Here is a 12014-nt window from a genome sequence, read left to right as displayed (position 1 = left end):
GACGCGATGATACGGCGTGCAGGAACCACCTTGTCCGAGGGCATCGCGGACAATCTCGCCAGACAGATCGAGGAAGGCATCCTGCCGGCCGGCAGCAAGCTGCCCTCGATCAGGGAATACGCCGATGCCTCGGGCTGCTCGAAGAACACGGTGGTCAGCGCCTTCGACATCCTGACCGCCAACGGCCTGATCGAACCGCGGCGCGGCTCGGGCTTCTTCGTCTGCCGGCGGCCCGGCGGCGGCAACGGCGCGGCGGCCGCTGCCATCGCCGAGAGCGAGGGCAGCGCCACCACCCTGGACCGTGCGATGGACGTGGTCTGGCTGATGCGCGAGCAGTTGCACGAGAGCGCCAACGTGCTGAACCTGGGCGAGGGTTTCCCGCCCGTCGACTGGCTCGCCAAGACGCGCCTGGACCTTTACCACCAGCGCGTGGTGCGCACCGGCGTGGCCTCGCTGTTCCGCTACGGCAGCCGCTACGGCTACCTGCCGCTGCGCCAGTCGCTGCAGCAGAAGCTGGCCGGCTACGAGATCGACGCGCAGCCCGCGCAGATCGTGCTGACCCACGGCGCCAACCAGGCCATCGACATCGTGCTGCGCTACTTCGTGCGGCCCGGCGATGCGGTGCTGGTCGACGATCCCGGCTACTACCCGCTGTTCGGCAAGCTCAAGCTGAGCGGCGCGCGCATCGTCGGGATCCCGCGCGAGACCGACGGCCCCTCGATCGCCGCGCTCGAGGCGGCGCTCGCCGAGCATCGCCCGCGGCTGTTCTTCACGCAGTCGGTGGGCCACAACCCCACCGCCACCGATACCAGCGCCGCCAAGGCGCATCGCATCCTGCAACTGGCCGAGGCGCACGACCTGATGCTGGTGGAGGACGACGCGCTGGCCGACCTGAAGCCGCGCACGCTCACGCGCATCGCCACGCTGGACCAGTTGCGCCGCACCATCTACGTGGGCAGCTTCGCGAAATCGGTGTCGGCCGCGCTGCGGGTGGGCTTCCTGGCCTGCGAGGCGGGCCTCGCCAGCGACCTGGCCGACGTCAAGATGCTGATGCACGTGAGCAGCTCGGAATACTGCGAGCGCACGCTCGACGCGATCGTCAGCGACGGCCATTTCCTTCGTCATACGAATTTCCTGCAGGACAAGCTGCGGCGCGCCACCGAGGCCGGCATCCTGGCGCTGCGCCGGCTGGGCGCCGAGATCTTCCGCGAGAGCGAGCAAAGCCTGTATCTGTGGGCCTCGCTGCCGGGCTGGCCCGATTCGATGCAGCTCGCCCAGGCGCTGCTGGAGCGCGGCGTGATCCTCGCGCCCGGTGCCGTGTTCGCGCCCGGCGCGGACCGGCTCTCGGCCTATTGCCGCTTCAACGTGGCCTACCTGGCGGACAAGCGCTTCGTGGCGGCGCTCAAGGCGGTGGGCTGAGCGAAGGCGCGCTGGCGCCGCCCCGCCTACACGCGCTCCAGCAAGTCCCGCAGCAGCTTGGCCCCGGCCTTGCCCTTCGCCGCGTCGGCCCACAGCCGGTCGATCATGCGCCGGTACATCGCCAGGGCATCGCCCGAAGTGGTGATGGTGGCGATGCCGGTGCGGATGTTCGGCAGCTCGCCGAGCCGGAACGGCGAGACCGCGACCTGCGCCTCGTGCTCGCCCTCGAAGATCTGGAAGGTCTCGTTCGGCAGCGCGTCGGCGACGATGCCGATCCTCACGCCAGCCGTCTCGTCCTCCAGCATCCCGACGATGCGCATCACCTCGCGCCGCGCCGCGAGCTTGCGTTCGAGCTGCACGCCCGGCGGCAGGCCGAGCCGGCCCACCAGCCCGTGATGCAGGAACTGCTCGATCTGGCGCAGCCCGATCAGGCTGGTCACGTCCAGCGGCGTCGCGCGGTAGGCGGCCTTGCGCTCGTCGAGGATCGCCATCACCTTCGACAGCGTCTGCGTCCAGGCCGCGTCGGCCAGCGCCGGCGGCACGCTTTCCTCCAGCATGCGCCGCAGCCAGCCGGCGTAATCGTCCGAGGTCAGCAGGAACGAGAAGGGATCGAAGTGCGCGACGATGCGCCGTGAGCGCCGCTCGATCTGCCGCATCCGCTCGAAATAGCTGATCGCCGAGTCGTGGTACTCGACCTCCACGCCCAGCAGGTTCGCCAGCGACACGCCGAACAGCGTGGCCAGCCGCTCCAGCGTGTCGATCTTGACGATCTCGCCGCGCTCGAGCTTGTAGACGGCCGCGCGCGAGATGTCGAGCCGCTCGGCCAGGTCCTCGCTGCGCAGCTCGGCCGCCATCCGGTAGGCGCGCAGGCGCTCGCCGATGCTGTCGAAATCGAAGCGTGCGCCTCGAAGACGCTTCTTGCGGGGACCGGCTGCGGGCATGCGGGACCTTGGGGGCTCGGAAAGGAAAACGGCACGATATTACGCGAAAGCGCCGCGCGAAACGTGCCGGCCCGGCTTCCTCGTGCCCCGAAAAACGGCGCTTGCATTCGCTGCTTGCCGCAGTTAGTCTAAATATTTAGACGACAGGCACAAGCAAGGGCAAACCATGAAGCTTTCCGAAGGGGTGCAATGGCTGGCGCGCGAGATCGCCGGTTTCGCCGAGCTGGAGGCCTTCGAGGCCTGCTGCCGCGACGCGGCCGGCCGCGCGGGCCGCGAGGCGGCGGCGCTGCTGTTGATCGCGCGGGCCGCGGCGGCCTTCGCCGAGCGGCAGGACGGCGTGGCCGTGCAGGCGGCCACGATGCACGCGTTCCTGACTCGCCTGCATGCCGAGGCGCAACAGCTGAACGAGGCGAGCGAGCGCTCGGACGCGGCCCTGTTCGAGGCCCTGAACCGCTTCGCCGCCAATCTCTCGCACGCCGATTTTTGTCTCAATTGTCTATAAAAATAGACAACCACCCTTTCCAGCAGGAGTGCCATGCAGGCCAGACTCGCCACCCTGAACACCGGCGCAAACATCGCCCTCGCCCTGCTCGCGGCCGGCCTGGGCGCGATCGCGATGCTCGCCGCGCGCGGCACGCTGGCCCCGCACGACGCCCGCATCGTCGCGATCGTGTTCGCCTGCATCGTGCTGTGGGCCACCAACGCGATCGCCAGCCTGTGGGTCTCGCTGCTGTTCTTCTTCCTCGCGGCCACCTGCACCCGCGTGCCGGCCGCCGCGATCTTCTCGGGCTTCGGGTCCAGCGCGTTCTGGCTGGTGTTCAGCGGCGTGGCGATCGGCTTCGCGCTGAAGGACAGCGGCCTGAGCGCGCGGCTCGGCGGCGCGCTGGCGCGGCGCATCGGCGCCTCCTATCCGCGCGCGCTGATGGCTTTCGCCGTGCTCGGCTTCGCGCTCTCGCTGGTGATGCCCTCGACCTTCGGGCGCATCGCGATCCTGGTGCCGATCGCGCTCGGCTACTGCGAGGCGGTCGGGCTCGGCACCGAGTCGAACGGCCGGCGCGGCATCCTGCTGCTGGTGATCGTCGGCGCCTATGAGCTGGCCGCCGCGGTGCTGCCGGCCAACCTGCCGAACGTGATCATGGCCGGCATCCTGGAGCAGTCGCATGGGCTGCGGCTGCGTTTCTCCGACTATCTCGCCTGGTTCTTCCCGGCCGGCGCGATCCTGCGCGGCGCCGTGCTGGTGCTCGCGGCCTGGCGGCTGTTTCCCGATCGGATCGACACGACAGGCGCGGGCGCCACGCCGCCGGCCGCGCTGTCGCGCCGCGAATGGCATGCCATGACGCTGCTCGCGATCACGCTGGCGGGCTGGTTCAGCGATGCCTGGCACCACGTCGCGCCGGGCTGGATCGGGCTCGGTTTCGCGCTGGTCTATTTCGCGAGTTCGCCCGCCGACGCCCTGGAGCGCTTCACGGCCTCGCTGAAGATGGAGTTGCTGTGGTTCATCGCGGCCATCATCGGCTTGACGGCCCTGGCCGACCAGCTCGGTGCGCGCCTGCCGGGCATGGCCGCGCTCGACGCGCTGCGCGACAGCCCGATGCTCGCTTATGCCGCGCTCAGCGCCTTGTCGATCCTGCTGTGCTTCGCGGTCACCTCGAATGCGGAGCCGGCGCTCTATGTACCGATCGCCTCGCAAGCGCTCGCGCAAAGTGTCTACCTGAAGGCCGGCTTGCTGGCGCAGGTGATGGGCTACGCGACCACGGTGCTGCCTTACCAGTCGCCACCGATCGTGTTCGGCATCGCGCTGGCCAGGCTGGAGCGGCGCGCGGCGCTGCGCTATTGCGTGGTGACGGCGGGATTGGGCGTGCTGTGCGTGATCCCGTTCAACGCGCTGTGGTGGCGATGGCTCGGGGTGCTGTGAAGGGAAAGCGGGGATGCCGCGTGTGATCGCGGCGATGGGATGCGTTCCTTCGACGAGGGAACTGGGCGATGCGGGAAAAACGCCGCTGCGCGAAGCAGGCGAGGCTGGCTGCCCTGCCCGCTGCCGTCGCGGCCGATCGTCGAGCGGTTGCCGGTTCGCGCCGCATCCATCGAGAGGATGCTGCCCCGGCGGGGACGATCGGCAGCGCGCAAGCTTCGCGCTACCGGCTGGCGCAGGCCATGGCGAGCAAGGCCTGGACTGCGCGGAGCCCGGAACCCGAATTCAGCTCCGGACTCGATACGCGGCTTCGGTACCACGAGGATTCGATACGCCGTCGCAGCCAAACGCCGCGCCGCTCCGTATCGCCCCGCCGGCGGCCGAGCCGCCCGCCATTACATGCGGCGGTGTGCTTCGGCGATCAGTTCGCAGGTACGGACGTGGATTTCCCACGCGCGGGCCAGGCCGCTGCGCAGTTGGGTAAACCATTGGACCAGAGCAGGAGTCGATGCAGTCGCAGCTTTCATGATGACCTCAGGGTTAGTGCCTAGGGGAAAACCCGTATTATACGGATCGCTCGCTGCACTGCAACAGGCAATACCCTTTTCGCAACAGATTGGCTGCGGCAGGGCGCCGCGGCCGCCAAGCCAGGCGACGTCTCGCCGGATTCGGCCCGCTTTCTCCTGAAAATGGGGATGAATTGCGCGCCCAGGCGGCAAGCGGGCGCGTGGCACGCGCGCCGCGCATCGGGCTGGCTCAGGCAAACGCCGCCGGCGTCACTTTCAGCAGCACCACCCCCACCAGAATCGCCGCGATCCCCAGCCACTGCGCCGCGCTCGGCCGCTCGTGCCGGATCACGAAGCCGAGCAGCACCGTCACCGCGCTGGCCAGCGAACTGAGCACGGTGACGATCGCCACCTGCCCGGTGGCGGCGCCCAAGGCCAGCGAGAGGAAACCAAGCAGGCTGAACAGGCTGATCGACAGCAGCAGCGCCACCAGCGAGGCGGGCGGCGCCGAGAGAGCGCGCCGCCGCGCCAGCAGCAGCAACAGGATCGCCACCGCGGTGAGGTAGTAGACCCACAGCGCGCTGGCCACGCCCAGCCGCTGGACCGCGAAGGCGCCCTGCAGCCAGAAGCCGAGGCCGAACATCAGCGCGGACAGCAGGGCGAAGCCGATCGAGGCCGGCGCCTCGGCCTGGCCGCCGGCGGACTTCGCCATGCCCGCGAGGCTGGCGCCCGCCACGCACAGCGCCAGCCCGATCACCGTGAGGCCGGTGATCGACTGGCCGCCGAGGATCGCCAGCAAGGTGGTGACGGCGCCATAGAGCGACACGATCGGCGCCACCACCGAGGCCTTGCCGATCGACAAGGCCTTGAGCAGCGAGGCCATTGCGGCCAGATTGCAGATCGCCGCGACGATCGCCACCAGCAGCCCCGCATCGAGCGCGCCGATGCGCAGCCAGGCGGGATGGAAGGCGAGCACGACACTCAGCAGCAGCAAGCCGATCGACTGGCTGTAGAACAGCGAGCGCGTCACGCCCACCCGGCGCGCCGCCTGCCCCGCCATGAAGTCGGTACTGCCCCAGCACAGGGCCGAAATCAGCCCCATCAGGATTGCCATGTGATTGTTCTCTCCGCGCGAGGCGATGACGGCGACGATGGGTGCTTGCCTCGCCATCGCCGTCACCGGATTGGCCCGGCCGCCAGTATCGATTCGCGCGCGCAGCCACGGCAAGCACGCGGCTCACGAGAAATTCTCACAAGGCCGGCAGCCGCGCGGCAGCGGCGTCCTGGGCGAGCGGACGAGAAAGACCCTGTCGCCGTATCGGCGACACGCGCATCAGGAAGGGAGGGGAAACCGACGGGAAGGTGCTGCATCGGCCGCGCAGGACACGCGGCCGGCTCGGAACATCAACCGAGAAAATCGACGCGCGCCTCGCGCACCGCGAACATCGCATCGACATGGCTGCCGGAGATCTGCCGCGCGATGGCCTCGAGATCGCCTGAATCGGGCTTGCCGATCAGCGCGTAGGACAGCTCGTTCTGGCGCCAGGCCACCACGGTCATGCCGTGCATCTCGTGCTTGGCGATGCCCTGGTCGGGCCGCGCATCCTTCATCACGCACAAGGCGACGGGCACGCCGTGCTCGGGCAGGTAGACGATCTGGACCAGCGGCTTGCCGTCGTAGCGCAGGCGGTCGACGGCCTTGAAGCGCATGCCGGCCATGCTGAGGTCGGGCACGCGCAGGCGGATGCCGTCGTCGCTGCGGATCTCGCCGACGATCTTCGCGGAGACGGCCGGATCGGGCGTGAGGTTCGCGACGGTATCGCGCGTGTAGAGCTGCTGGTAGTCGGCCGCGACGCTGATCCACGGCTTCTTCGCGTCGCCGGCCGCCAAGCTCGGGCCGCTGCCGGCGCCGAAACCGCCGGCCGCGAACTGCTGCACCAGCCCCGCGCAGAACGCGCCGGCCACGAAGGCCGCCGCCAGCCACAGCATCGGGCGATTGCGCCGCGCCGGCAGGGGCACCACCTTGGCCGAGGCCGGCACCGCTTCCTGTTCGCGCGGCTGAGCCTGGGCTGCTGCCGCCGCCGACTGCGCCTGCGCGGCGCTCGCCATCGCCTCGATGCGCAAGCGCAGCGCATCGGGCAAGGGCGGCAGCTTCTGCGCGGCGAACGCGTCCTGGTACGGCAGGCGCGACGCACGCAGGCGCGCCACGCTCTCCCGCAGCTCGGACGATTCGGCCAGCGCCTGCTCGACCGATGCCGCGCCGGCCGCATCGAGCTCGCCGTCGGCATACGCGATCAATGTGCTGTCGTCGGGTTTCATGGACGAAGAGGAAACTCAGGTGGGCCCAGGTAGACCGTTTGTATCGGTAACATCACCGACCGGCCGGTCTTGTTAGCAAACCTCTATGATAACCATAGTTCCGCTTTATGAGCATATCAACAGGGAAGCGGAACAGCTTTCCGACCCTGCCTGCCGGGCCGGTATTCGTAGGACGATCTTCAGCATCGCCAAGCAATTTGCATGATGCCCGTTTGCGCGCATCGCTGCATGCTCGCGGGCGCTGCATCACGCGCCTCGCCCGGCCTCAATGCGCGCGCGCCTCCTCGCGCGTGCGCCGGTCGTAGGATTCGCGATAAGTCGAGGAGCGCGCGGCCAGCAAGGGATCGCGCGAAGGCGCGAGCCCGTCCGGCAGGATGGTCGGATCGAACACGATATCGCGGCAGGGGCCGTCGAGCTGCGCCTGCGCATGCTCGATCACGAAGCTGCCGGCATCGATGCGCAGCCGGCGCGGCGAAGGTGCCCAGGCCTGGGTCGAATCGTCGAGCGGGTCGCCCGGCATCGCCACGTTCAGCACCAGGTGCCAGCGCAGCGGGCCGTTCGCGAGCCGCATCGCCAGGTCGTAGGCGAGGAAATCCGGGTCGCGCTGCTCGCGCAGGTCGACCGGCCGATACGGCGCCTCGGGCACCACCTCCCAGCGCACGTGGCGGCGGATCCGGTGCGCATCGCTGGTCACGAAGCTGCTGATGCCGTAATAGGTGGCGTTGTCGAAACGCGAGGACGGCGGATGGCGCTCCACGTAGGCGCGAAACGCGCGCGCCTCGGGATGCGCGGCGAGGAAGGCCTGCATCCTGGCCGGATCGGCGCGGCCCGTGCGCGGGTCCCGCGCGTCGGCGCGCAACTGCTCGTAGAGCGCCTGCGGCGTGCGCACCGCGAAGATCGGCGCCGAGTTCATCGCCAGGCGCCAGTCGGCGCCATGCGGCAAGCTCACGCGCAGCGCGAAGCTGCGCACCATGCCGGCGCTGTCGTCCTGCCCCGGCTCGCTGCCCGGCATCGACAGGCGCCCCACCACCGGATAACGGCCCGGCGCGAACACGCTGGCGCGCGACAGCAGTTCGCCGCGCCCGTTGCTGTCGAAATGACCCGTCACGCAGATGCCTTTCGCGTGATTGCGGCGAAAGCCCGGATGCGGGGTGCTGGTGGCCTCGAAGGCGTCGACGATGCGCGCGGCCGTCAAACGCCCGCTCAGCCAGCCGCCGCACCAGGCGAGCAAGCCGACCAGCAGGGCCGGCGCGCCGAGCACGAGCGCCCAGCGCCACACCAGCGAGAAACCGCGCGGCGCCGCGGCACGCGAATCGGAACGAGGGGGCATCATCGATCGCCGGCCGCGAGCGCGACCCGATCGGCGCGCGCAGCCGCGCGCGGAAGAACGAAAGAAGCGGCCGGCGTGGCGGCTAGCGCCACGGCCGGCTCCCTCCCGTCGAGGACAGCCTGCTCAGGACGCGGAGCGCTCATGCACCCCGGTATCGGCGGCGCTGATGGTGGTCGACACCTGGCCGTTGTAGAGCTGCTTGCCGAGCGCATCGAGATCGACGTCGCCGGGCGCGGCGATCAGCGCATAACCGAGCTGGCCGCGCCGCCACGACACCACCGACATGCCTTCCACCTGCGCGCTCGAAGGCGCGGCATCGGCCTTGGCCTCCTTCAGCACGCACAGCGCGACCGGCTTGCCCTGCTCGGGCAGGTAGACGATCTGCACCAGCGGCTTGTCGTGGAAACGCAGCCGCTGCACGCGCTTGAAGGTCAGGCCCTGGCTGCGCAGATCGGGAATCTGCAGGGCCAGCTTGTCGCTATCGTGGATGTCGGCGACGGTGGTGGCGGTCGCGCCCATGTCGGGCTGCAGCGCCGCGATGGTGTCGCGCGAATAGAGCTGCTGGTAACCGGCCGCGGCCTTGATCCAGGGCGTCATGCCGGAATCGTTCGAGGCGGCGAGGAAGCCGCCGCCGCCCGACAGGCGCGGCGCGAACTGCAGGGCCAAGCCACAGCAGAAGGCGCCGGCCACGAAGGCCACCGCCAGTTTCGGCCAGGAGAAGCTCGGCAGGCTGCGCGTGCGCGGCTTGAGGCGATGCACGTTCGGTCCCAGCGATGCTTCGGAATCCTCGTCATCGGCGTTCGCGGCGGCGGCCGTCGCCTGCGGTGCCCCGGCCGACGCGCCCTCGCCGGCCAGGTGGCGGCGAATCAGTTCGTCGACGCTGCGCGTGAGCGATTCCGGCACCGGCGGCAGCGACTGCTGGTCGAAGGCCTCGCCATAAGGCAGTTGCGAGGCGCGCAGCATGGCCACGCGCGAGGCCAGTTCCTCCGAGGCGGCGATCGCCTCCTCGATGCGGGCGTTTTCCTGCGGCGTCAGTTCGCCGTCCACATAGGCCAACAGGCTGGCGTCATCGATCTTCATCGCGCAGCTCGCTGGTTGGCGGTGGAACGGGGGCTCGCCTCGCGCTGGCCGAACTGCGCGCCGATGGTCTGGCGGGCGCGCGACAGGCGGCTCATGATGGTGCCGATCGGCACGCCGAGCACCTCGGCCGCCTCGGCATAGCTGAGGCCTTCGACGGCCACCAGCAGCATCACGATGCGCTGCGCCTCGGGCAGGCGCTCGACCGCCGCGACGATCTCGCCGTTCATCAAGGTTTCCTCGGGATTGCGCGCGCCCGGATCGGGCACGGTCTCGAGGAAGTTGTCGTCCCATTCCATGCTCGAGCGGCTGCGCACGTTGCGCGAGCGCAGCTCGTTGATCCAGGTGGAATGCACGATCGAAAACATCCAGCTCAGCGGGGACGTACCGGGCTGCAACTGGTGGGCGCGTTCGAGACCCCGCACGCAGGCGCGCTGGAGCACATCCTCCGCGTCGTGCTGGTTCCCGCACAGGCGCAGGGAGAACGCCCAGAGCCGCGGCAACATGCCCGGCAGCAGACTGGGCAGACTCTCGACATCTGCTGTTGACATGGTTGACTGGCTGAAGACAGGATTGCCGGCTGGCACACCGGGCGAAAACTGGCCGTTTCCGGCTGGTTGACTGGCTCGCGGATTGTACAACGTCCGATTAACGTTTGCTGTTGCAAAACAAAAAGAACGAACTGACAACATAGGCAGTTTCCGTGACATTCGCAAGCGGCATCCATCGTCCCAAAGCCGCGCCGGGCGCGACATCCGCCCCGGCAGCTTACGGCCAACTAAACAATTCGACTGCATGACGCCAAACGATCCGGGCCGCCGTGCACCAGGCTGGCGCGGCGATTCGGTTGTAGATACATGAATTCGGCTCAACGCGGCATGGAATGCCGTTTGGCTTTCGACTTGATGACAGAACACGCGATGCGCCGGAATATTCCATCGCCATCGATCGTTCTGCATGGAGCGCCCTGTTTTCGGGGCACCGTCACGCAGGACCGGAGCGAAGCCACCATGACCCTTTCCGACTCGACCGACCCGAACCCGCTGCTCGCCGCGATCGACGACGCGGCGCCCACCGGCCCCGATCTCGAATACGACCCCGCCTTCACCGATCTCGAGCGGATCGCCATGCCCACCCCCGAGCGCGCCATGGGCGACAGCCTGAAGGCCGCCCAGGAGCCCGACTGGGACAAGGTCGCGCAAGCGGCCGAGGCGCTGTTCGCGCGCACCAAGGACCTGCGCGTGGCCGTGCACCTGACCGCCGCGCGCACGCGCCGCCAGGGCCTGGCGGGCTGGGCCTCGGGTCTGGCCCTGGTGCGCGAGCTGCTGGAACGCTACTGGGACGACGTGCATCCCCGCCTCGACGCCGAGGACGACAACGACTCGACCGCGCGCGTCAACGCGGTGATGCCGCTGGGCGACCCGCAAGGCACCCTGGCCTATTTCCGGGTGGTGCCCTTCGTGCAGTCGCCGCGACTCGGCCGCTTCTCGCTGCGCGACCTGCGGGTGGCGACCGGCGCGATCACCGCCGCGCCCTCGGCCGACGGCTCGCCGCCGCCGACCCTGGTCGACCTGGAGGCCTGCTGCCTCGACTGCCCCGAGGAACAGTTGCCGGAAGCGGCCGAGCTGCTGGCCGCCGCGCAGGATCATGCCAACGCGCTGATCGCCCTGCTGCGCGAGCGGCTCGGCACCGCGAGCCCCGATTTCGGGCTGCTGGCCGCCGATATCGCCGAGCTGAGGAAATTCGTCGATGCGCAACTGCTGCGGCGCTTTCCCGAGCGCGCCGCCGAGCTGGCCGCCGCCGCGCAGGCGGACGGCGCCGACGGCGAGATGCCGGCCGATATGGCAGCGGCAGCCGCGGCCGCGGCACCGCCGCCCGGCAAGATCTCGGGCCATGACGACGTGATCCGCCGCCTCGACGAGATCTGTGAGTATTACGAACGAATCGAGCCGTCCAGCCCGCTGCCGATCCTGCTCAAGCGCGCGCGGCGCCTGGTCGGCAAGAGCTTCGTCGAGGTCCTGCGGGATATCGCGCCGGGCGGGCTGTCGGAGCTGCAGACGCTGTCGGGGCCCGAGGCCGATTGAGCCGGCGCGCCAGCCGGGCCGGCCGAGGCCCGGCCCGGGCCCGCTTCGCATCGGTCACGCTCAACTCATCATCATGAACCAGTAGACCGCGGCCACCCCGAAGGCCATGCCGAGCAGCACCACCAGCCAGGTGGTCGCGCGCCCGGCATTCGCGGCCCGCGCGCGCCGCTTGCCCGGCAGCTTCGTGGCCGCGGCCGGCGCCAGGCGCGCCTCGCCGGCGCCGTCGAATTCCTGCGCCGGCACGGTGCGGCGCACCGTATCGCGTCCCGGCTCCCGCTCGATCACGGCCACGTCCTCGCCGGCCGCCACCGCGCCGATCTCGTCCTCCACGATGAAGCCCGTCAACCCCTCCTCGATCACCTCGGGCACCGCGCCGCGATTGAAGCCGATCACCGGCGTGCCGCAGGCCATCGCCTCGATCATCAC

General features: G+C 69.6%; 10 protein-coding genes and 1 pseudogene. 4 read left to right on the top strand and 7 right to left on the bottom strand.

Annotation, left to right across the window (positions count from 1 at the left end):
• Nucleotides 1–6: 6 nt before the first annotated feature.
• Nucleotides 7–1419 carry a PLP-dependent aminotransferase family protein gene (locus F3J18_RS17785; protein WP_098151607.1) on the top strand — a complete coding sequence of 471 codons (1413 nt, stop codon included), beginning with the start codon at nucleotides 7–9 and terminating at the stop codon, nucleotides 1417–1419.
• A gap of 26 nt (nucleotides 1420–1445) precedes the next feature.
• Here F3J18_RS17785 and F3J18_RS17780 read toward each other — a convergent pair whose 3' ends face one another.
• A complete protein-coding gene (locus tag F3J18_RS17780; RefSeq protein ID WP_166913532.1) occupies nucleotides 1446–2360 on the bottom strand; it encodes a helix-turn-helix transcriptional regulator in 915 nt (304 codons plus the stop codon).
• Nucleotides 2361–2526: 166 nt separating this feature from the next.
• On the opposite strand from F3J18_RS17780, the gene F3J18_RS17775 reads away from it, so the two are divergent.
• Both F3J18_RS17775 and F3J18_RS17770 read left to right on the top strand, forming a co-directional pair.
• Nucleotides 2527–2862 (top strand): hypothetical protein, encoded by a 336-nt coding sequence (locus F3J18_RS17775; RefSeq protein WP_025098264.1) that lies wholly within the window; start codon nucleotides 2527–2529, stop codon nucleotides 2860–2862.
• Between the two features lie 33 nt (nucleotides 2863–2895).
• The gene (locus F3J18_RS17770) at nucleotides 2896–4275 is read left to right on the top strand and encodes an SLC13 family permease (RefSeq protein WP_166913531.1); all 1380 of its coding nucleotides are present in this window, start codon (nucleotides 2896–2898) and stop codon (nucleotides 4273–4275) included.
• 753 nt (nucleotides 4276–5028) lie between these two features.
• Here F3J18_RS17770 and F3J18_RS17765 read toward each other — a convergent pair.
• The 5 genes from F3J18_RS17765 to F3J18_RS17745 all read right to left on the bottom strand — a co-directional run bounded on the left by F3J18_RS17765 (nucleotide 5029) and on the right by F3J18_RS17745 (nucleotide 10055).
• On the bottom strand, nucleotides 5029–5892 hold the full coding sequence (locus F3J18_RS17765; protein WP_166913530.1) for a DMT family transporter: 864 nt from the start codon (nucleotides 5890–5892) through the stop codon (nucleotides 5029–5031).
• Nucleotides 5893–6182: 290 nt separating this feature from the next.
• Nucleotides 6183–7097 (bottom strand): anti-sigma factor, encoded by a 915-nt coding sequence (locus F3J18_RS17760; protein WP_166913529.1) that lies wholly within the window; start codon nucleotides 7095–7097, stop codon nucleotides 6183–6185.
• 265 nt (nucleotides 7098–7362) lie between these two features.
• Nucleotides 7363–8430 carry a catalase family peroxidase gene (locus F3J18_RS17755; RefSeq protein ID WP_166913528.1) on the bottom strand — a complete coding sequence of 356 codons (1068 nt, stop codon included), beginning with the start codon at nucleotides 8428–8430 and terminating at the stop codon, nucleotides 7363–7365.
• Nucleotides 8431–8550: 120 nt separating this feature from the next.
• Nucleotides 8551–9507 (bottom strand): anti-sigma factor, encoded by a 957-nt coding sequence (locus F3J18_RS17750; RefSeq protein WP_166913527.1) that lies wholly within the window; start codon nucleotides 9505–9507, stop codon nucleotides 8551–8553.
• Nucleotides 9504–10055, bottom strand: coding sequence for an RNA polymerase sigma factor (locus F3J18_RS17745; RefSeq protein WP_166913526.1), 552 nt, complete (start codon nucleotides 10053–10055; stop codon nucleotides 9504–9506). The genes F3J18_RS17750 and F3J18_RS17745 overlap by 4 nt, the downstream gene beginning before the upstream one ends.
• A gap of 459 nt (nucleotides 10056–10514) precedes the next feature.
• On the opposite strand from F3J18_RS17745, the gene tssA reads away from it, so the two are divergent.
• Nucleotides 10515–11588: a type VI secretion system protein TssA gene (gene tssA, locus F3J18_RS17740; protein ID WP_166913525.1), complete on the top strand. Its 1074-nt coding sequence runs from the start codon at nucleotides 10515–10517 to the stop codon at nucleotides 11586–11588.
• A gap of 270 nt (nucleotides 11589–11858) precedes the next feature.
• Here tssA and F3J18_RS17735 read toward each other — a convergent pair.
• A pseudogene (locus F3J18_RS17735) lies at nucleotides 11859–12014 on the bottom strand (glycosyltransferase); the annotation flags it as partial.

The organism is Burkholderia sp. Ax-1720 (genome assembly GCF_011753035.1).
Taxonomy (GTDB): Bacteria; Pseudomonadota; Gammaproteobacteria; order Burkholderiales; family Burkholderiaceae; genus Burkholderia; species Burkholderia gladioli.
Note: the sequence above shows the minus strand (reverse complement) of the source record. Positions and strands in the feature narration are given on the sequence as shown.